Origin of the sequence: Enterocloster lavalensis (genome assembly GCF_046603895.1) — a bacterium.
Taxonomy (GTDB): Bacteria; Bacillota; Clostridia; order Lachnospirales; family Lachnospiraceae; genus Enterocloster; species Enterocloster lavalensis.
In genome coordinates, this window is sequence record NZ_CP176637.1 from 1,767,325 (window position 1) to 1,788,098 (window position 20,774).

At 56.7% G+C, this 20,774-nt stretch carries 17 protein-coding genes and 5 tRNA genes; 5 read left to right on the forward strand and 17 right to left on the reverse strand.

Annotated features, from left to right (window positions below):
- The 5 genes from ACK2JC_RS07735 to ACK2JC_RS07755 form a co-directional block, all read right to left on the reverse strand.
- Nucleotides 1–1,599, reverse strand: coding sequence for an AlkA N-terminal domain-containing protein (locus tag ACK2JC_RS07735; RefSeq protein WP_320936712.1), 1,599 nt, complete (start codon nt 1,597–1,599; stop codon nt 1–3).
- A 236-nt stretch (nt 1,600–1,835) separates the two neighbouring features.
- A tRNA-Gln gene (locus ACK2JC_RS07740) sits at nt 1,836–1,907 on the reverse strand.
- 273 nt (nt 1,908–2,180) lie between these two features.
- The gene (locus ACK2JC_RS07745) at nt 2,181–3,710 is read right to left on the reverse strand and encodes a serine hydrolase (protein WP_320936713.1); all 1,530 of its coding nucleotides are present in this window, start codon (nt 3,708–3,710) and stop codon (nt 2,181–2,183) included.
- Between the two features lie 139 nt (nt 3,711–3,849).
- Nucleotides 3,850–3,923: transfer RNA gene (locus tag ACK2JC_RS07750), tRNA-His, on the reverse strand.
- Nucleotides 3,924–3,953: 30 nt separating this feature from the next.
- Nucleotides 3,954–4,027: transfer RNA gene (locus tag ACK2JC_RS07755), tRNA-Arg, on the reverse strand.
- Between the two features lie 480 nt (nt 4,028–4,507).
- Between ACK2JC_RS07755 and ACK2JC_RS07760 the strand changes: the two genes are divergently transcribed.
- Nucleotides 4,508–5,788 carry an MFS transporter gene (locus tag ACK2JC_RS07760; protein ID WP_320936714.1) on the forward strand — a complete coding sequence of 427 codons (1,281 nt, stop codon included), beginning with the start codon at nt 4,508–4,510 and terminating at the stop codon, nt 5,786–5,788.
- Nucleotides 5,789–5,888: 100 nt separating this feature from the next.
- Here ACK2JC_RS07760 and ACK2JC_RS07765 read toward each other — a convergent pair.
- The 11 genes from ACK2JC_RS07765 to ACK2JC_RS07815 form a co-directional block, all read right to left on the reverse strand.
- Nucleotides 5,889–5,959 (reverse strand) — tRNA-Gly (locus ACK2JC_RS07765).
- Nucleotides 5,960–5,970: 11 nt separating this feature from the next.
- Nucleotides 5,971–6,045 (reverse strand) — tRNA-Pro (locus tag ACK2JC_RS07770).
- A gap of 560 nt (nt 6,046–6,605) precedes the next feature.
- Nucleotides 6,606–7,112 (reverse strand): metallophosphoesterase, encoded by a 507-nt coding sequence (locus ACK2JC_RS07775; protein WP_320936715.1) that lies wholly within the window; start codon nt 7,110–7,112, stop codon nt 6,606–6,608.
- On the reverse strand, nt 7,109–7,720 hold the full coding sequence (gene rdgB, locus ACK2JC_RS07780; RefSeq protein ID WP_320936716.1) for an RdgB/HAM1 family non-canonical purine NTP pyrophosphatase: 612 nt from the start codon (nt 7,718–7,720) through the stop codon (nt 7,109–7,111). The genes ACK2JC_RS07775 and rdgB overlap by 4 nt, the downstream gene beginning before the upstream one ends.
- Before the next feature lie 17 nt (nt 7,721–7,737).
- Nucleotides 7,738–9,567 (reverse strand): lectin like domain-containing protein, encoded by a 1,830-nt coding sequence (locus ACK2JC_RS07785; protein ID WP_320936717.1) that lies wholly within the window; start codon nt 9,565–9,567, stop codon nt 7,738–7,740.
- Between the two features lie 4 nt (nt 9,568–9,571).
- Nucleotides 9,572–10,729 carry a class I SAM-dependent RNA methyltransferase gene (locus ACK2JC_RS07790; protein WP_320936718.1) on the reverse strand — a complete coding sequence of 386 codons (1,158 nt, stop codon included), beginning with the start codon at nt 10,727–10,729 and terminating at the stop codon, nt 9,572–9,574.
- A 21-nt stretch (nt 10,730–10,750) separates the two neighbouring features.
- The gene (gene yfcE / locus ACK2JC_RS07795; protein WP_107434615.1) at nt 10,751–11,308 is read right to left on the reverse strand and encodes a phosphodiesterase; all 558 of its coding nucleotides are present in this window, start codon (nt 11,306–11,308) and stop codon (nt 10,751–10,753) included.
- A gap of 35 nt (nt 11,309–11,343) precedes the next feature.
- Nucleotides 11,344–11,676: a rhodanese-like domain-containing protein gene (locus ACK2JC_RS07800; protein WP_092367970.1), complete on the reverse strand. Its 333-nt coding sequence runs from the start codon at nt 11,674–11,676 to the stop codon at nt 11,344–11,346.
- A 205-nt stretch (nt 11,677–11,881) separates the two neighbouring features.
- A complete protein-coding gene (locus ACK2JC_RS07805) occupies nt 11,882–12,091 on the reverse strand; it encodes a hypothetical protein (RefSeq protein ID WP_092367771.1) in 210 nt (69 codons plus the stop codon).
- Between the two features lie 85 nt (nt 12,092–12,176).
- Nucleotides 12,177–13,313 (reverse strand): 2-methylaconitate cis-trans isomerase PrpF family protein, encoded by a 1,137-nt coding sequence (locus ACK2JC_RS07810; protein ID WP_320936720.1) that lies wholly within the window; start codon nt 13,311–13,313, stop codon nt 12,177–12,179.
- A gap of 14 nt (nt 13,314–13,327) precedes the next feature.
- Nucleotides 13,328–14,602 carry an SLC13 family permease gene (locus tag ACK2JC_RS07815; protein ID WP_276951861.1) on the reverse strand — a complete coding sequence of 425 codons (1,275 nt, stop codon included), beginning with the start codon at nt 14,600–14,602 and terminating at the stop codon, nt 13,328–13,330.
- Nucleotides 14,603–14,926: 324 nt separating this feature from the next.
- On the opposite strand from ACK2JC_RS07815, the gene ACK2JC_RS07820 reads away from it, so the two are divergent.
- From ACK2JC_RS07820 to ACK2JC_RS07835, 4 genes are all read left to right on the forward strand, one after another.
- On the forward strand, nt 14,927–15,835 hold the full coding sequence (locus ACK2JC_RS07820) for a LysR substrate-binding domain-containing protein (RefSeq protein WP_411338470.1): 909 nt from the start codon (nt 14,927–14,929) through the stop codon (nt 15,833–15,835).
- 208 nt (nt 15,836–16,043) lie between these two features.
- Complete coding sequence (locus tag ACK2JC_RS07825; RefSeq protein WP_092367759.1) at nt 16,044–16,898, forward strand: alpha/beta hydrolase; 855 nt, start codon at nt 16,044–16,046, stop codon at nt 16,896–16,898.
- An 87-nt stretch (nt 16,899–16,985) separates the two neighbouring features.
- Nucleotides 16,986–18,251, forward strand: coding sequence for an SLC13 family permease (locus tag ACK2JC_RS07830; protein WP_092367756.1), 1,266 nt, complete (start codon nt 16,986–16,988; stop codon nt 18,249–18,251).
- Nucleotides 18,252–18,492: 241 nt separating this feature from the next.
- The gene (locus ACK2JC_RS07835; RefSeq protein ID WP_320936721.1) at nt 18,493–19,596 is read left to right on the forward strand and encodes a DNA alkylation repair protein; all 1,104 of its coding nucleotides are present in this window, start codon (nt 18,493–18,495) and stop codon (nt 19,594–19,596) included.
- Between the two features lie 74 nt (nt 19,597–19,670).
- On the opposite strand, the gene ACK2JC_RS07840 is transcribed toward ACK2JC_RS07835, so the two are convergent.
- Nucleotides 19,671–20,774, reverse strand: a complete 1,104-nt coding sequence (locus tag ACK2JC_RS07840) for an ABC transporter ATP-binding protein (RefSeq protein WP_320936722.1) — start codon at nt 20,772–20,774, stop codon at nt 19,671–19,673.

The following is a 20,774-nucleotide window of genomic DNA, read 5'->3' on the forward strand; positions in this document are numbered from 1 at the left end:
TTACAGGGAATTCCACAAATTCATCATAGCATAGCTGCGCCAGGGCCGCCAGCGCTCGGCCAGCTCCCGGATTTCCCCGGCCTTCCGGGGCGCCAGCGCCTTTTTGATGCCGTGATCCGTCTCCAGAAATGCATCGGTCCAGCCGTACGCCCGCATTGCCATGTACCCGGCGGTCCAGGCGCCGATGCCCGGAAGTTCCATCAGCTGCGAGGCCGTTTGCTCCGGGTCCGCTCCCGCGGACAGCCGGATAGAACCGTCCATCATCTTTCCCGCAAGTGCGGAAATGGTATTGGCCCGGGCGGCGATAATGCCCAGGGCCCCCAGCCTGCCGGAAACCGGCTCCTCCAGCCCGCAGATGTCCCGGGCGGTGGGAAATACGTGGGTCAGGCCCTCCACCTCCGTCCGGATCGGCGTTCCCAGCTCCCGCGCCAGCCGCCCGGCCAGCGTCGTAGCCCCCTTGACGGTGATCTGCTGTCCCAGAATTGTGCGGACCGCCATTTCAAACGGGTCAAAGCAGCCGGGAACCCGGACGCCGGGCACACATAACCCTGGCTTTAGCGTCTCCATTGCCTGCAAGGTCTCATTGATCCGGTTGGGATCGCAGTTTAAGTCAAACAATTCCCTGACCCGCGCCAGCACCTGGGGCAGCACCGCCAGAAGGGGCGTGGACACGGTGACGCGAAGCGCATTTTGGGCGGGCACGTTTTCTGCCCTGATCCAGCCGCACACGTTTGTCCCATCCCGCCTTACAAGCCGCACGGTCCTGTAGTAGGCGCTGTCCCGGACAATCTCCACGCCGGGAATTGCCCGGGGAGCCAGAAATGCGAGCAGGCGCTCCCAGTCATAGGGCGGGCGGTATCCCAGCATCAGGGAGATGTTCTGCCCCTCCGGTCGGTCGGCCTGGCCGGTCTGCCTGCGCAGCGACGTTGGGGAGAGGTGGTAGCGCGCCCGGAACAAGTCGTTAAACCGGCGCAGACTGCCGAAGCCGGAGGCCATGGCCACCTCCAGAACGGAAAGCCCGGTATCCGTCAACAGGCTTTTGGCCAGCAGCAGGCGGCAGGTCTGCAGGTACTGCACCGGCGAAACCCGGTACTCCTCCCGGAACACCCGCCGCAGGTGCCGTGCCGTACAGCCCAGGGACGCGGCCAGCTCCTCCAGGCTCTCAATGCTCCCGCAATGTTCCTCCAAACGCTTCGCCGCCAGAACTGCCAGCCTGCGGGAGGCGTCCACCGGCGCGCAGCCGGGCGCAGTCTCCGGGGCAGCGCTGCGTGTCTGGAGCCGGGCCGCCGGGACCATCGGAGCGCGGCTGGTCCCTGTCTGCGGGACAGCGCTGCGTGTCTGGAGCCGGGCCGCCGGGACCATCGGCGCGCAGCCGGGCGCCAGTTCCGGGCGGCATAGCAGACAGGGCCGAAAGCCCGCCCTCTCCGCCTCGGCGGCGGTTTTAAAAAAGGTGCAGTTTTCGGGCCTGGGCAGACGCGCCCGGCACACAGGGCGGCAGTAAATCCCCGTGGAGGTCACGCCCACGAAAAAATGCCCGTCAAAGCGGGAATCCTTAGATTGAAATGCCGCGTAACAGGCGGCGTGGTTGTCCATTGTCATGGCGGTTCTCCTGTCTGTTTTGGCGCCTTGTGGGCACATGCGGGCGTTTAAAAAGAGCGGGGTTTCCTTCATTAATTATACTTTGTCGTCAACTATAGGTTGTCGATAAGGGATACATTTCCTTAATTATAACAGATCGGACAGAAAAGTCCCGCCATTTTCGGACATAGATATTTTTCTGTAATTATATAGCAAAAAGGCCCTGAAAACAATCGTTCTCAGAACCTTTTTTATCGCTGGGCCAGCGGGATTCGAACCCTCGAATGCAGGAGTCAAAGTCCTGTGCCTTACCGCTTGGCGATGGCCCATCAGCCGAAATTCCACCGGCATACCCAAACATAATACCATAGAATCCGCCGCTTGGCAAGCCCCGTTTCAGCCTGGATTTTTAAGGATTTTTAAGCCGCATGTCCATTTCAACAGCGAAAATCCATCCGCTTCCCGAGCCTTCTCTCCTCCGCCGCCCATCCATTGCACGCGCATTTTCCTGCCGGCGGCCGATAACCTGTGCTCCGCACTTTAAGGCCCGCCGCCGGCAGACGCATTACACCTCGCCAGACATGTTGCGCCTGGCATACAAATTACGCCCCATAAACATTCGCCGCCTCCCGGATCAGCGTCTCCACAAGCCGCTGCATACCGGCGACCGCCGGATGATTTTCCAGCCCATACTCCGCTGCCGTACGTTTCATCCTGGGCGCTGCCAGCCAGGTGCTGCCCGACTCGTCCTCCCACACGGATATTCGCAGCGGCAGCTCCAGGGAAATGCTCTGATCCGCCTGCATTAGCCCTGTGCCGACCTTGGGGGAACCAAACACCAGCACGGTGGTGGGGCGAAGCTCAAGGCCGGCCTCCAGGGCGTTTTTGCCGTGGTCAAACTTTGCAAACACGGGGATATTCCGTTTCTCGAGCCCTATTTCCAGCCGCCGCAGGGTCTCTTCGACCGGATACTGCCCTTCCAGCAGGAACAGGCGGTTGTCGTCGTAGTTGGTGGACAGCAGGTCCCCGAACGCCCCGGCGATCCTTCTGCCCAGATTCGTGAAATCCACCCCCTCCCGGTTCGCCATCAGAGTCACGCAGACCAGCTCGTCCGGATGGGTAAAACGACTCAAAAATGAGGAAAATCCCGGAACCGAGCCTTTGATATCCATTAAACCGCGGTGATGGTAAAACTGCCAGCCTGCGTTGGCGGGCACGCTATTTCCGTCCGGAAGCTTCCACGGCCCGTAGAGCTGCGCCCGGTTTTCCGCTTTTTCGATGAGCACTCCCCCTGCCAGCCCGATATCCCAAAAGGAAATATCCTGCGCCGAGGCCCAGACGTCCCCGAAGCCTCTGAGGGCCGTGGAGGGAATCACGCTGTAAGGGCTGCCATCCTGCCTGTAACTGGCGGCCTGCTCCACCGGGTCGATAAAGCGCCCGTCCATTTTGAAAAGCTGGTGGATATTGCCGGTCTGAGATACATCCTCGCTGTAATATTGATCCAGATCGCCGGTAAATCCGGTGTGACGCAATCCCAAACGCTCAAACTGATGTTTCTTCACAAAGCTCTCGTAGTCCATTCCCGAGACCCTGCCGACCACCTCTGTCAGCAACAGGAAATTGGTTGCGCTCTGTTCAACCCCTGTGCCCGGCTCAAAACTCAGCTCCTTCTCCCCCACCAGGGCCGCCAGACCGGCAAAGCTCCACTCTCTCTGCGAATCGTAGCCCTCCGCCTGCCGGTAATCCGCCAGACCGGCTGCATGGTGCAGGAGCTGGCGGGACGTGATCCCCTTCCACCGCGGGGGCAGATTTTCCACATACTGCGAGACAGGCGCGTCCAAATCCAGCTTTCCCGCCTCGTACAGCTGCATGGCCGCCACCGCCGCGTATGCCTGGGAAATGGGACCGGCCGGCCACATGGTATTGACGGAAGCCAGCCGCCGCTGCTTCTCGTCGGACAGCCCGTATCCCACTACCCGTGGGATATAAGGGGCCTGTACAATGGCCAGTGTCAGGCCCGGAATACCATTTTCCTCCATAAACTCCCAGATCATTTCATCCACAGTTCTCCCCAGGTAAGATACGTCCGCGCTTCCCCTGATCTTCATCTCTGCGTGCTCTTTTGTATTCATATAGTCCTTCCCCTTTCTTTACCGTCAATCTGTTACTATTTCAAATACAGTTCATACTGTAATTATAGTAGTTACAGATTGGTTTGTCAAGGAAAAACCAAAAAAATACCTTACCGTCTACCGGTAAGGTATCTCAAAGGGTGAGTACAGGGATTCGAACCCTGGGCCTCCAGAGCCACAATCTGGCGCGATAACCAACTTCGCCATACCCACCATATTAAATTGTACGGACTCTCGTCCGAACGAGCCTGAAGGGATTCGAACCCCCGACCCACGGCTTAGAAGGCCGTTGCTCTATCCAACTGAGCTACAGACTCAATCCCGGCAGCCTCCCGAGGGACTCAACCGTCGCCTGGCACTTGTCCGAAGTTCTTACCCACAGCGGTACACACTTCTGTCGTGTCAACGTGTTATAGTCTATCATACTTTTTTGACGATTGCAAGCTATTTTTTATATTTTTTTTAAGCTGCAATTTTCATGCCCGGTGACCTTATTTTTCAGACAATGGGACTTCCGGCCCCCTTACTGTTGCACGAGTGTGGACCGGCACCGCCCTGGACCCTGTATAAATTGACTTTACCGGTCGGGTATGATACAACAAAGAAATACAGCCGCAGTCAAACAGAGCTGACGGTACGGGAGGTGAACGCAATGTCTTATATCGATATGGGCAGATATCTCTGTACAAAATCCATTGCACGGGCATAATTTGTACAGAGTAAACGGCGGTTTTGCCCGCATTGGGTTTTGTACTTATGGAACCGAAAAAAATGATTCTGTAAGGAGAGAAACTTCAATGGAAAAAAGTTTTAAGAAATATCTGTTATTCTGGTTCGGCGGCTCCGTCTCCCAGCTGGGGAGCGCCATGACCAGCTTTGCATTGATCCTGTGGACCTACACCCAGACGAAATCCGCCATGGCCGTGTCCTTGATGTCCTTCTGCAATTACCTGCCTTATATTCTGGTCAGCTTATTTGCCGGCGGCTTTGTGGACCGGCACCGCAAGAAAACCATTATGCTCGCAGCGGACTCCATCGCGGCCATTTGTTCCTTTTTTGTCCTGCTGTGCTGGCGGTCCGGGGAGCTGAAAATCCAGTACATCTACGCGGTCAACTGCGTGATCGGATTTATGAATTCCTTTCAGATACCGGCTCAGTCGGTGGCGGTGGGAATTCTGGTGCCCAAGGATAAAATCGCCCGGATGAGCGGCATGGACTCGTTCTCGACCAACCTGGTTTCCGTGGTTTCACCGGTGCTGGCCTCCTCCATCTTTGCCTTCGGCGGTCTGGGCGCGGTGATCGCGGCGGATCTTTTGTCCTTTTTGTTTAATTTTGCGCTGCTTCTGATCTTTATTAAAATACCGGAGGAGCTGTCCAAAGCGCCCAGGGGAGCTTCCGTCCTGTCCGGCTGTTTTGACGGCTTCCGGTTCCTGTTCCGCCACAAGGGGCTGTGGTACATCATCGTCACCATGGCGGTGCTGAATTTTTTCTCCCGCCTGACCTACGAAAATATCCTGTCCCCCATGATTCTGGCCAGGAGCGGCGGCAACAGCCTGGTTCTCGGGGCTGTCAACATGGTCCTGGGCGCCGGCGGCATTCTGGGCGGACTCATCATCTCGCTCAGGCCGTTTAAAGTCAGCAGCGTAAAACTGATCTACTTCTCAGCCGGAGCGTCCTTTCTGCTGGGCGATCTGATGATGGGGCTGGGAAAAAACGCCGTCTGGTGGAGCCTTGCCGCGGTGTGGGCCAGCCTGCCCATTCCGTTTCTGGCGGCCGGACAGAGGATGATCCTGTATCAGATGGTTCCACGGGAACTCCAGGGAAGCGTGCGGAATGCGATCCAATACTGCACAATCCCGGCCGGGCTTCTGTTGGGCGGCTACCTGGCCGACTTCGTGTTTGAGCCGTTCATGCAGTCCGGCTCCGGCGCGTCCGCGGCCCTTGGACAGCTGGTGGGATTGGGAAATGGAAGCGGTATGGCGGTCATGTTCCTGTGCACCGGCGTTCTTGGGGCGGCGTTCAGCCTGATGGCCTACCAAAAGAAGGAAATACAGGATCTGGAAAAATCCGGGCTGTAGTCTCTTTTGAAGCTCTATCCCGTTTTTCCTCCGATCTACATAAAAACAGCAAAAAAAACGGGAAACCTCGCTATCACAAGGTTTCCCAGTTTTTTATAAGAGCAGGTGATGGGAATCGAACCCACGTATCTAGCTTGGAAGGCTAGTGTTCTACCATTGAACTACACCTGCATATCTTCAAGTCGGGGTGACAGGATTCGAACCTGCGACTTCCTGGTCCCAAACCAGGCGCTCTAGCCAAGCTGAGCCACACCCCGGTGTCAGGCAAGGTATACCTGTATTTCCCCGTCTCGCGACGCAAAAATTATTATATACCATGCCTTTGCTCTTGTCAACTGGATTTCAAATATTTTTTCCACAGCCACCTCCGCATTCAAGCAAAATCATCAACAAGTTTTTCTTAAAATTGCTTGAATTTCAGAAATGGATTGATTATAATATAAATGTAATAAAAAAGGAACAACCACCTCACACAAGAGGTTGGCCGAATACTCAACTGACAGAATTGCCACCCTTTCAACCGCCAAGTTTACAAGGGTGGTTTTTCTGCGCCTGTCTCCAGGACTTAGAAAACGCTACTGACTAATCTTTAAGATAAAGGTCAGCAATGCGAGAATGAACATACCAAAGGCCATTAGGTCTTTGAAATCAAATTTCATTCGCACCACCTCCCATCTTATGTAAAATGGAAGGCCAACACCTTGTAATAACATGATTGTTCCCTATGAATATTTTAACTTATAAACATATGTTTGCCAAGCATGTTTCATCAATTAAAAACCTTCTTTTTCCGCAGCCACCTCCGGCCAAGGAACCTTCACCTCTCCAGATAATTCAGTGAGAAATGGGCCTCCCCGCCCCGGTCGATGTCCATCAGCATATAGGACGGGCGGTGTCCGTCCTGGCGCGGGTAGGAAAGGCTGCCGGGATTCAGAACGATCAGGTCCTTGTCCCCGTCCTTTTTGTCCACCTCGTAAAACGGACGGTGTGTGTGGCCGTACATGACGATATCAAATCCCCCGGCCCGCGCCTCCTTGATCAGGCGCTCCGGTCCCAGGGACACGCTGTAATAGTGGCCGTGGGTCAAGAGAACCCGGTAACGGCCGATCATGATATCCTTTTCCCGGTCCAGATTGGAGAAAAAGTCATTGTTTCCCAGCACAAATTCCAGATCGCAGCCCTCGTTGACCCAGGAGGCGATCTCCTGCTCGCTCCCCTCCGCATCTCCTAAGTGGATCAGCATATCCAACCGGCCGCTGCGCTCCAGTATTTCCTTCAGATTCACGTCCTTGCGATGGGTATCGCTCACTATCAGTATCTTCATCCCTTATCCTTTCCCAGCCAGTTGACCAACGCTTCTCTCATGGCCCGCAGCGCCTTGCCGCGGTGACTGATCCGGTTTTTCTCATCCATGGTAATCTCCGCCGATGTCTTTCCAAATTCCGGAAGCCACAAAATGGGATCGTAGCCGAATCCGCCGCTTCCCGCGGCCTCCCCGGCGATTCTTCCCTCCATGGTCTCCTCGGTGTGCAGCACGCTTCCGTCCGGCAGCACCGCCGCGATGTTGCAGACAAAACGGGCGCTGCGCTCCTCTTCCCGGGCCTCCTTCAGGCGGTCGATAATGGTTCGGTTCTTCACCTCGTAGGAGGTGTCCTCGCCCAGATAGCGGGCGGAGTAAATGCCGGGCTCGCCGCCCAGATAGTCCACCACCAGACCGGAATCGTCGGCCAGCACGATGCCGCCGGTCTGTTCCCAGACGGCCCTGGCCTTGATCTCGGCGTTCTCGCCGAAGGTAGTCCCGTTCTCCTCGATCTCCAGGGAAACACCGGCCTCCTTCATGGAGAGCACCGGCAGTCCCAGATCGGATAAAATGCTGCGGATCTCCCGCATTTTCCCTTCATTTCCGGTGGCAAAAACAATTTTATCTTCCATTGGTATAATCCTGCTTTCTATCGGTTGGAGGTGTAGGCCTTCAGGCAGACATTGCACTTCTGAGTTTCCTCCACGTGCTCCCATTTGTCGCCGTCAAAGCTCAGATACCCCTCCCCGTCGCTCAAATCAATCTCGGCCATCCCGTCCCCGGCGTCGTACTCAATCGCCACGGGGTGGACGGTTCCCGGAGTTGTTATTTTCACTATTATAGCAAATTTTTCGCCGTCATCCAATACTATTTTTTGATCCAGCGGTATGGTGTAAAAACCGGCGTAGCGCAGCCGTCCCTCCGCCATCTTCACCCGCTGTCCGAAGGTTTGGTCTGCCTTCTCTCCCAGATGTCTGGCCACGTATATTTCGTAGTCCGTGTTCTGGTCCGTGGCGTAAAATCCCGCCGCCTCCAGGTTCTCCCCTTTTCCGGCGGTGTATGCGTTGGCAAACCAGGCGCTGTCCCGGCCATAGCCGATCTGCCCCACCCAGCCGCACAGATCGCTCTGGTAATTGTGATCGTAGTTGTCCACCGGCTCCACGCCTGTATACACGATGTTGTGCACGCCGATGTTGGTGTCGTAGTAGGAGACATAGAAATATCCCTGGTCTCCAAAATCCTCGCCCCAGCTGTTGGTGCAGATGAACGCCCCGTCTCCCTCCAGGCCCATGTTAAAATTGTCCTTGGAGTAATTGTCGTCCCAGCCGATGATCACGGAATCGTGATTGGGCTTCTCGTCGCCGATGTAACAGTAGGAGTTTGTGGTGCGGTTGTAATACACCGACTCGCTCTGGTAGTTGCGCATGGAGGTGTAGAGGGAGCTCTGAACGCCCCCGTAACGGTACACGGCCTGCTTGATGGCCTCATAATCCTTGGCCGGCAGAATCTGGATGTCCTGCACGTGAAGGCAGGGCTTTAAGCCGTCCGGGGAGTAGCCGTCCCCGTAAGGGTCCTCCGACTCCAGCACCGGGCCCTGCCAGGCCAACAGGTAGGCCATGGACATGGTGTACTCCCCGCCAGCGTCCTGGGACATGGAAAAGCTGTTGTGCATGGTCATGTGATCCACGGACAGCTCCAGGGGCTTGCCCGGGAGCAGGGAGGACTCCAGCGCCTTTAAGGATGCGAACGCCCAGCAGGTTCCCAGGGAACCCTGGTTGCCGATCTGGGGGGCGCGGCCCATTTTCCGGTAGTCGAAGGAGGACGGCAGCTTCACGTCTCCCCCACCGCTCTGCGCCTCCTGGTCCCGGTGGATGATTTCCGCACAGGGGGGCTGGCCGTCTGGGGAAGCGTCTGACTTGCCGCCGGTTTTGCCGCCGGTGCCGTTTCCGCCGCCCGCCGCTCCGGTCCCGCCGCTATTTGCGCCGCTTCCCGTACCGCCGCCCACGCCGTTTCCGCCGCCCGCCGCTCCGGTCCCGCCGTTCGCGCCGTTTGCCGCACCGTTTCCGCTGTTCGACGCTCCGCCGCCTGCTCCGTTTCCGCCGTTCGCAGCACCGTTTCCTCCGCCGTTCGCTCCGCTTCCCGCACCGCCGCCCACGCCGTTTCCGCCGCCTGCCGCGCCGGTCCCTCCGTTCGCCGCGCCATTTGCTGCACCGTTTCCGATGTTCGACGCTCCGCCGCCTGCTCCGTTTCCGCCGCCTGCCGCTCCGCTTCCCGTGCCGCCATCCACGCCGCCCGGATTCCACCCGTTTCCGCCGCCGTCTGCATTTCCGCTTTCCGCGCCGCCGTTCTGCTGTGCCTGCGCGCCGCTGCCGCCGTCCGGCTGCCAGCGGCTGCACCCTGCGGTCAGTCCCAGGCTGAGGGCCAGGGCCAGACAGAGGCTGCGGCTCCTGGATTTCCTTCTATTCTGTTTCTGTCTCAATAGTTCAGTTCTCCTGATTCCGTCTGGGAGGCCTGGGGCCCATAAACTGGTAAAAATAGGTCTTAAGCATCCCGTTATAAATCTTGCGGTTTTTGTCCGCCTTCCGCCCGATGTATTTCTCCGCATCCTCGTAGGACGTGATCAGATACATGGACCAAGCGTCCAGCGCGCGGTAACGCTCCCCGATCTCCCGGTACAGCGCCGGAAGGCTGGCTTTGTCCTCAAGGCGCTCGCCGTAAGGGGGATTGGAAATCACGAACCCGTACTTTTTGGGGTGGCTCAGCGCGCTCACCGGCCGCTCCTGGAAATGAATCATGTGATCCACCCCAGCCTGGGCCGCGTTGGCCCTGGCCGCCTTCACGATATCGCCGTCGATGTCATAGCCCTGGATATCCACCTTCACGTCCCGCTCCACTAATTCATTCGCCTCGTCCATGACCTCGTACCAGAATTTGCGCGGCACCAGGCTCTTCCAGTCCTCCGCCAAAAAGGAGCGGTTCATGCCGGGGGCCATGTTGGCCGCCATCATAGCCGCCTCGATGGGGAAGGTTCCGCTGCCGCAGAAGGGATCCACCAGAATCCGGTCCCGGTTCCAGGGGGTCAGAAGGATCAGCGCCGCGGCCAGGGTCTCCGTGATGGGGGCCTTGGCCGTCAGGGTGCGGTAGCCCCGCTTGTGCAGGGAGTCGCCGCTGGTGTCGATTCCGACGGTCACCACGTCCTTGTACAGAAAAACACGCAGCGGAAAGCTGGCCCCGTCCTCCGGGAACCAGGTCACGTTGTAATGGCCCTTCATCCGCTCCACCATGGCCTTTTTCATAATGGACTGGATGTCCGACGGGCTGAACAGCTTGCTCTTGATGGAGGACGCCTTGGCCACCCAGAATTTTCCATCCTGGGGTATATACTCCTCCCACGGAATCTCCCGGGTCCCCTGGAACAGCTCCTCAAAGGTTCTGGCCTCAAAGGAGCCCACCTTTAAGAGCACCCGCTCCGCGGTGCGCAAAAACACGTTGGCCCGGCAGACGGCCTCCTCGTCGCCGATAAAGGTCACTCTTCCGTCCTCCACCAGGGAAATCTCATAGCCCAGGTCCAGTATCTCTTTCTTCAACACAGCCTCCAGGCCGAAATGGCAGGGGGCGATCAGTTCAAATGTACGTTTCAATCTTCGTTCCTCACTCTTTCTCTACAGGCTGATCTGCCTGACAATTTCCCCGTCCAGGGTCAGAATCGTAAACACTCCGTCCTCCAGCAGCGCGTAGGTGGCCGGATTCCCGCCCTTGGGAATGGACACGGAGCCGGGGTTGAGTATCTTTATACGCCTCCCGTCCTCTGCGGTGATCTCCTTGGCCTCCAGCAGGTGGGTGTGGCCGTGAATCAGCGCGTCCCCGTCCGTTAAGGGCGGCAGATGGTTCTCGTTGTATACATGGCCGTGGGTGGCGTACATGCGCGTTTGTCCCACCATCAGGAGGCAGTAGTCCGCCAGAATCGGGAACTCCAGCACCATCTGGTCCACCTCGGTGTCGCAGTTTCCGCGCACTGCCAGAAGTTCATCTTTAAGGGGATTTAACATGGCGATGACCTCCTTGGGCGCATACTCCCTGGGGAGGTCGTTCCTCGGGCCGTGGTACAGAATGTCGCCCAGCAGCACCAGGCGCTCCGCCCCCGAATTTTTATAGAGTTCCAGCATCCGCCTGCAGTAGAAGGCGGAGCCGTGTATATCGGATGCAAACATGAGTTTCATGCGGTTTCTCCTCTTTTCCCGTATTTTTCACCTCTCTATTCTATAGCCCCTGGGGCCCTTCTGTCAATGAATTTTCCCCGGTAATAGAGCATTCCTCCGGCCAGATCCACACAGCGGTAACCCATTCTCCCCAGATCCCGGCAGGCCAGCATGCTCTTGGCTCCCCGGTCGCAGTAAAATACCAGGGTGTAATCCTTCGGCAGCTCGTCAAGGCGCTGTTCCAGCTCCTCGTAGGGTATGTTTATGCTGCCCCAGATCCGTTCCCGGTTGTACTGATGCGGCTCTCTCAAATCCACCAGCAAAAAAGCGCCTCCCTGTTCCAGCCACTGATCCAGTTCTCTGTATGATATCATTGGAAATTCCATAATATTCCATCCTTTCCGGCCCGGACATCCGAGACAGGCCATGTACTACTATCATTATATGAGACCTGTCTCTGAAGCGTGAGAGCCCGGCCGGACCCGGAAAGAGGCCGTGGGCGCAGCTGAAAAAACCCGGCCTGTGACGTTCATCACAAACCGGGTTCTGCTCATCGTGTTCTCGATTGAAAACCGCCGGAATAATCCGCTATAATTAGCGCTCGTTGTTCTGAGAGCTGTTGCGGCTGCTGTTCTGAGAGCTGTTCTGAGAACTGTTGCGGCTGCTGTTCTGAGAGGAGTTCTGAGAACTGTTCTGGCTGTTGTTCTGAGAGCTGTTCTGAGAATTGTTACGGCTGCTGTTCTGGGAGCTGTTCTGGCTGCTGTAATTCTCAGCGTCATTGTTGAAGTTATTTCTGTTGTTCATTTTTTTACCTCCTAAAAAGCTTTTTTGGTTACACGGTTAGTATGTCTAACTTTCAGCTCTCTATTCGGCATTTTTTAAAATTTTTTTAACAGTATGTTTTCCCTTCCATCAGAAGGTGCGCGGTTCTGAAACCGGAGGTTTTGACGATGCGTACCGAGCCGTTTTCAGGTTCAAATTCCACTCCCGCTTCCAGAATTCCGCCGGGATGGCCGATGCGCAGACGTTCCGGGTCCGCATCCATTCTCAGGGCGCGGTTGACCACGGTTCCCGGGATCACAGCCGCAGCCGCGGTACACATGGCTCCGGTCATGGCGTAGGTGGGATGGGTTTTCTGCATGGACATCATCCGGGCCGTCAGGTCGATCTGATCCTGGCTGATGGCCGTGCCGGAGGTCGCTTCATAATCCTTGGATTCCGCCACAATGGTCATTTTGGGCACCGCCGGGCTTTCCCAGGCGGAGCGCTCGATACTGGAAACAAATCCCAGTTTTAAAGCCGCAGCCCCTCTGACAGTCTCCAGAAGCCGGAGCATTTCCGGGTCGCCGTCGATCTGCGCCGGAAGCTCGGTCCCCGACAGTCCCACGGCTTTTGCGGGCACAAATACCAGCGGGTTAGCGGCGTCCACGATGGAGACCTCAACCTGGCCGAAGCCGGGGATATCCAACATGTCCGAGGCATTTCCCGTGGGCAGCAGCTTTCCGGTCACGGAGCCCATGGGATCGAGAAAGCTCAGCTTGATGGGAGCCGCTGTGCCCGGCACGCCTGCAATGGCAAAGTCGCCGTCGTATTGTACTCTGCCGTTCTCCACCTGTACCTGGACCTCGATCACCTTATCGGTGTTGGTATTGTAGATCCGAACGGTGGTCACCGGCTCTTTGGGATTGACCAATCCCTTCTCCAGGGCGAATGGGCCGACGCCGGAGGAAATGTTGCCGCAGTTGCCCTTGTAGCTGACCAGGGGCTTATCCACGGCGACCTGGGCAAAGGTGTAGTCCACGTCCACCCCGGGCCGCTCGGACCTGGAAACGATTGCCACCTTGCTGGTCACCGAGGCGGCCCCTCCCAGGCCGTCGATCTGCTTGGGGTCCGGACTTCCCATGATCCGCATGAGCAGTGCGTCCCGCTGCTGTCCATCCTCCGGCAGATCCTTCTTTAAAAAATACAGTCCTTTACTGGTTCCTCCCCGCATCACGGTGCAGGGAATCGGGTTTGTTCTGTCCATTTTTGTTTTCTCCTTTATTTAATAATTCCGTATACGCCCACGGCCGACAGAATAATGTTGGCGATTACGCAGGCAATGGCAATCATAAACAGCCGTCCGAACAGCTTCTGCTGCTCCTGCTCCTTATTCTCCGAATTGGAGGCCGCCATGTAAGCAGCCAGGATCAGGCCGCCTCCGGTGGATGCGGGGCTGAACGCGGAGGACAGGGATGAGGAAATCATTACGCTGGTCAGGCTGATAAATCCGGCGCTTCCCGTTCCCAGGGAATCCACGATGGTTCCGATGGTGGGGACCATGGTGGGGATTACCACGCCGGTGGTGCTGCTGAAGAACGACAGGATCGAGGAAATGAACGCGATGATCGGAGCAGCCGTCGCAGGGGTCATGATCGCCAACAGCGCTTCGGAGATCAGGTCGATGCCGCCCATTTCAATTACCACATTCATCAGAACGCCCACGCCGCAGATCAGAAGCAGGGTTCCCCAGGGGATCTTGGCCAGGGCCTGTTTCTCTTTGGCAACGCCCAGAAGAATCAGCACGGCCGCTACAAAGAAGGAGGTGAGGCCCACGTCCAGGCGGCGGAACATGACGAGGTATACCATAACGCACATGCCGATAATGGTAATCCACTGATCCCGGGTGACCGGCTTTTTCTCGCTGATCGCGCCGCCCACAGCTACGGCGCCGGGTTTGATGCGGTAAATCTTATAATGAATGGAAAATCCGATCATCATGATCACGGCCCACAACATGACGTTGAGCATAACCGGCATAATGATATCGGTATATCCGGCCGTCTCCGACAGGGACATGGTCAGGACGCCCGCAGGCGCAAGGGGCGTGATGGTGAAGCCATTGGCCGCAACCTTGGCCGCCAGGGCGAACAGCAGGGGATTCTCCCCCATTTCCACTGCGATGGTGACCGCCACAACCGTCATCAGCGCTCCTACCGGAATATTTCCGGGGCCGATGGCCGACAGAAGGCCGGTCACCAGGAAGAGAATCACCGGCACCAGATAGGTGCGGTTTCCAGCCAGTCCCACCGCCCGCTTGGCGATCAGCTCCAGCGTGCCGTTGCTCTGGGCGATGCCGAACAGGAACGTAACGCCGACCAGCGTGATAAAGAGTTTCGCGTCAAAACCTCCTAGAATCTGGGAATTGGACATCCCGCCGATCTTTCCAATAATCAGGGAAAAACCCACCGCCAGGATACCGATATTGCACTTGCGCCAGAACCCCAGCGCCACGACCGCAAACAAAAATACTACCGACAACACTTCATAATTCATACCTTACCTCCTCAAATATTTCTTTCTTCTCACACTGGCTGCTGCCGGGTTCATTTTACTGAGCTCGATTTACCGGATTTATGTCGCCAGTTCCAGAGGCTGTCTCGATGTATTTTATTTAATTTATCATTGTAAGGAATCGATCCGTTTTGTATGGGCTCATTATATCCCCTTCGACTTTATAAGTCTAATTCATATTTTTCATAAAAATTATGGTATTTTACCATAGTTTGTGATATGATAATTTTGTCGACCCGGCCTGATATTGAGGGCTGCCAATACTGTACCGTAAGAATAAGACATCTCTGTGAGGGGGAATTGGAAATGGATTTTAAAGACCTTACCTATATTATCGCTGTTGCAAAATACCAAAATATCACCAAGGCGGCGGACTCTCTCTACATCACCCAGCCGACCCTGACCAAGTTCATCCAGCATCTGGAGGCGGACATGGGCCAGAAGCTGTTTAAGAAGCTGGGCAACAAGTTCACCCTGACCTACGCCGGACAGCGCTACGTTGCCAAGGCCACGGAGATTCTCAATATCAAGAAGGAACTGGACCAGGAGATGAACGACATCGTGCGCTCCAACGTGGGCGTGCTGAAGGTGGCCTTCCCGGTCATGCGGGGCACCTACATGCTGCCCTGCACCCTTCCCATCTTCAACAGCTTATACCCCAACGTGCATTTGGATATTATGGAAGAGAACTCCGGCGTCCTGGAATCCATGATCCTCAGCGGGGAAACGGACCTGGTGTTTTTCAATCTGCCGGTGAAAAGCCCTGACATCGAATGGCAGATTATCAGCCACGAGGAAATCGTCCTGATCATGCCCGAGGACCATCCCCTGGCCGAACTGGGCGAGGAGCGGGAGAACTGCCGCTATCCCTGGTTCGACCTGCGCCTGGCGGCCGACGAGCCATTTATCGTGCAGCTGCCCGAGCAGCGCACCCGCCAGATCGTGAACCGTCTCTTTAAAGAGTACAAGATCCAGCCCCACATCAAATTGCAGACCCGCAACATCAGCGCGGGCGCGGAGCTGGTCAGCAAGCGCTACGGCCTGTCCTTTGTCTGCGAGACCCATTTGAAACATATCCGGCTGACCCAGCCGGTCCGCTGCTTCTCCGTGGGAAGCCCCAACACCACAGTGGACTTTGTGGCCGCCTACCGAAAAGGCAGCTATCTGCCGTATCACGCCCAGGAGTATATTAAGATCGTGAAGGATTTTACATAAATTACAGATATCCCCCTCTGAAGCACCAAATGACAGAGGGGGATGTTTTTTGTCAGATCACGCCGCAAAACTATGGCTAAAATTCATATTTTTTATAGTAAATATGAATTTGCTTTCCAAACATGCGCGTGCTATATTGAAATAGTAAACGAAGTGTCGCGGCTCTTTACAATGAACATAATATGATAACAGTTTGGAGGGGAATGATTTGGCCACGAAAGACAATTTTTTTCAGACATCTGACGGTTTATGGCTTTACTATGAAATGCACGGCAGCGGAAAGCCGATTCTGCTTCTGCCCGGTTTTGGGGAATCCTTAAAAATGTGGCGCCACAGCGTCCCGGTTCTCTCCGAAGGACACCAGGTCATCTGCCTGGACCTGCGGGGCCACGGGCGCTCCATGAAGGTTCCCGGCGGGAACCGCCAGGTCCGCATGGCCCAGGACGTGCGGGAACTGATCGATCATCTGGGACTTCAGGACGTACTCTTAGTGGGCCACTCCCTGGGCGGGGCCGTGGCGGCCACCTACGCCAACACCCAGGAGGAACACGCGCTCCGGGGCCTGATCCTTGTGGACGCTTCCCTGTTCGCCTTCAGCGACGCGGACTGGAACAGCCATAAGGCCAGCCACTACAATATCGACGGCTGGTACGAGCGCATGATGCCCTATATCAACGATCCCGTTTCCTATGCAGCCAAAGCCCGGGCCTCCTCCCCGCTGGAGCCGGAGGACGCGGACAACATGCAGGAGAGCATGCTCCAGATTCCGCCGTGGGTGGGTGTGGAATACCACATGGACACCTATTTCACGGACAATATGACGCCCCTGGAAAACCGGACCATCCCGGTGGCGGCGTTTGTCTCCCACTCAGCCTACCACGACGCCTGGGAGTCCGGCCACGAGGCGGTGCGCCGCATGACCCGCTCCCCGCTGGCCCTCTGCTATGAATTCACGGAGTGCAACCACCACCTGTTCCCGCTTCTGGAAGCGGACAAATTCAACCGCTGCATTCTGGATTTTGACGCGAAAATCGATTCCCTGTCCCATAAGGACGATATTTAAATAGTCAGCTGCCGGCCTGTTACATTCAGCTAAAGAAAGAGCCGCGCTTTGGCGCGGTCTCTTTACAATCGGGAGGTATATATCATTATGAATAGTTTAGCTTTGCTGTCACTGCTGTTTCTCGTCGCCGTGCTGGTTCTGGGCTTCTGGAAAAAGGTCAACATGGGCTTTCTGGCCATGGGTATGGCGCTCATCATCGCCAGAATTGGCGGAATACCGGATAAGACCGTAATCTCCAACTTCAGCACCAGCCTGTTTATCTCGCTGGTGGGCCCCGCATTTTTGTTCAGTATGGCGGTGAACAACGGAACCATGGACCTTTTGGCCAAAAAAATGCTCCGCATGGTAGGCAAAAATACCTGGTGTATCCCGCTGCTCCTCTCCGCCATGACGTTTCTCCTGGCGGCCGCGGGCTGTGGAAATATCCCCACCTTCTCCATTATCCTTCCCCTTGGCATCGCCCTGGCCGTGGAGCTGGGCATCGACGTGATCGCCATGGGTCTGATCATCACCATGGCCTGCAACTTAGGCTGTATGTCCCCCATCGCCAACGGGGGCATCATCGCGGCAGGCCTGATCGCGGAAACGCCCTACGCGGGGCAGTTCTCCTGGTCCTTATTCGCAGAGTGCGCGCTGGTATGGCTGGTCCTCACCCTGGGCTTTTTCTTCCTGTACAAGCTTTACAAGCCGGGAACGGAACAGCTGGCCATGCTGGACGACGTCCGCCCCTTTGACCGGAACCAGAAAATGACCCTTCTGGCCTGCCTGGCCGTGGTGGTCGTGGTATTCGCCTTCGGCGTCAACATCGGCCTTGCGGCTCCCCTGGCCGCCATCATCCTGTGCATCTTCGGCGTGGCAAGCGACAAGGCCGCCATCAAGATCATGCCCTGGGGCACCTTTATCCTGGTCTGCGGCGTGAACATGCTGATGGCGGTGGTCAAGGCCCTGGGCGGCATCGACCTCCTGGTGGAGGGCCTCACCTCCATCATGAGCGGTTCCACCGTCAAGCCCATCATCGCCCTGGCGTCCGGCGTTATGAGCTGGTTCAGCTCCACCACGGGCGTGGTGATGCCCGCGCTGATCCCCACCATCACCGGCATCCTGGAGCAGTTCCCCGGCGCTGGGTACGCACCGTTAATCACCAGCATCACCATCACCTCCTTCCTGGCCGCGTTCAGCCCCGCCTCCACCGGCGGCGCAGGCATCATGGCCCAGTACGCCATCTTCACCAAGGACAAGGGCGACCAGGATACCAACAAGCTGTTCGTTCGGTTATTTTTGACCTCCATCGTCAGCGTGCTGGTGAGCGTAGTGTTTGCCTTTGTTGGGGTTTACAGTATTTTCCAGTTTTAACATTCGTGGTTCACGCAGGCAAAATTATCGTATACAAAATTGTCGCATACAAAATTCCCGCGTTGTGGTGCATTCGCGCCGCAGTGCGGGAATTTCTTTTGTCTTTGCGGACATTCTACGGTATAATCAAAATCAGACGTCCATTTTCGGACGATGGGAATCTGACAACCATGGCGGGGGCCTCCGCCGCATTGTTCCACGCGGGGACTCCCGGCCAAATGCATTTTAAAAGGGGAACTATATGCCTGAATTGCTGAAAAACAAATATAATGAGGAATCCATCCGTGAGCTGGCCTCGCGGATTCAGGCCGTCTATCATCCCTTTCAGGCGGATGATTTTGTGCGCAGCGTGATGGACGGGACCTGGGAATCGCTGGAATTGAAGGCCCGTATGCGGCAGATCGCCGTGAATCTTGGGAACTATCTGCCCGCCGATTACGGACAGGCCCTGGGCGTGCTGGATCAGGTGGCCGCGGGATACCCGGAGGGCTTTAACGACTTTACACTCATGTGCTTCCCGGATTTTGTGGAAGTCTACGGGCAGGACGAGCGCCATTGGGATTTATCCATGGCGGCGCTGGAGCGCTATACCGTTTTCTCCTCCTCGGAATTTGCCGTGAGGCCCTTTATCATCAGCCACGAGGCGCGCATGATGGAGCAGATGTCCGCCTGGGTCAGACACGCCAACGAACATGTCCGGCGGCTGGCCAGCGAGGGCTGCCGCCCCCGGCTTCCCTGGGGACAGGCGCTGTCCCGCTTCCAAAAAGATCCCTCCCCGGTGCTGGCGATCCTGGAACAGCTGAAAGCCGATCCGTCGCTCTACGTCCGCAAAAGCGTGGCCAACAACTTAAACGACATCTCCAAAAACCATCCCGAACTGGTCGCCCGGATCGCCAGGGACTGGTACGGCAGGGATGAGCGCACGGACTGGATTGTAAAACACGGCTGCCGCACCCTGCTCAAAAAAGGCAATCGGGAGGTGATGGACCTCTTCGGTTTTTCGGACCCCGGCAGCGTGAAGGTTTACGGCTTTGCGCTGGGCGCTGCTTCTGTTGCCATCGGGCAGGAGCTGGCCTTCTCCTTCACGGTTGAGACGGAGGCGGCCGCGAAGGTACGGCTGGAATACGGGGTCGATTATCAGAAGGCGAACGGCAGGCGGAACCGGAAGATTTTCCAGATTTCCGAGCTTTCTTTAAAGGAACGTACCAAAAAAGCTTACACGAAAATCCATTCCTTTGCGGACGTCAGTACGAGAAAGCATTATCCGGGCGTGCACTCGGTTACGCTGATTGTGAACGGGACGGAGCGGGGGACGCTGGATTTTGAGGTATTGGCTCCGTTATAATATCAAAAAAAGGGCCTCCAGACGCCGAAGCGAATCGAGGTCCTTTGGTTATCCGTCTGTTTTTGATCCAAAGCCTACACGATCATGCGCTTCGCCCGCTCCTCATCGGCTCCCTCCTCCTGGGCGGGATACCACATGGGGCTGGGGAAACGCAGGAAGCACTCCTCGCCCTCGGAAAAGAGGTTGCGGTGGGGCGTCTGAACCCGCAGGACGTCGTCGCCCACCTGGACCAGGTACTCCACAAAATCGGTGCGGAACACCCGCTTAATGATTTTGGTGCAAAATCCCTCACTGCGGTTGATGTCGATGGTGTTGGGGCGCGTGGCCATGAGCATTTCCCCGTCCTTTGTGCCCGAGGGGGCGTCCCACACCACCCGGGAGCTGTCGCCCTGGCAGTAGGCTTTTCCGCCCTTTATCTTCACGTGGGTGAAATTGGACTGGCCCAGGAAGCTGTGCACAAACCGGTTCTTTGGGTTGTTGTAGAGCTCCAGGGGCGTGCCGATCTGCTGGATATTTCCCATGTCCATCACCAGCATCCGGTCTGAGAGCGCCATCGCCTCGGACTGGTCGTGGGTCACGAAAATGATGGTGAAGCCGAATTCCTTTTGCAGCTTTTTGATCTCAAAGCGCATGGTCTCCCGCAGCTGCGGGTCTAAGTTGGACAATGGCTCGTCCAACAGCATGACCTTGGGGTTCACCACGATGGCCCGGGCCAGGGCGATGCGCTGCTGCTGGCCGCCGGAGAGGTCGGAGGGGAACACCTTTTCCATGCCGTCCAGGCTGCAGTGCTTCAGGGCCAGGGCGACCCGCTCCCTTATCTCGGCCTCAGGCCGCTTCTGCACCTTCAGCGGAAAGGCCACGTTGTCGAAAATGTTCATGTGTGGCCAGACCGCGAAAGCCTGGAACACCATACCCAGCCCCCGGTCCTCCGGCGGGACGTAGATATTTTTGTCCTTGACGGACACCGCCTTTCCGCCCAGATAGATGGAGCCGAAGGAGAGGTCCTCGAAGCCGGCGATCATGCGCAGCGTGGTGGTCTTGCCGCAGCCGGAGGGGCCCAGGAAGGAAAAGCACTCGCCCTCCTTTACCTTCAGATTAAAGCGGTCCACGGCCGTGACGGTGCCCAGCGCCTTGGTGGTAAACGTCTTGGTGACATTTTCCAGTACGATTTGATCCAT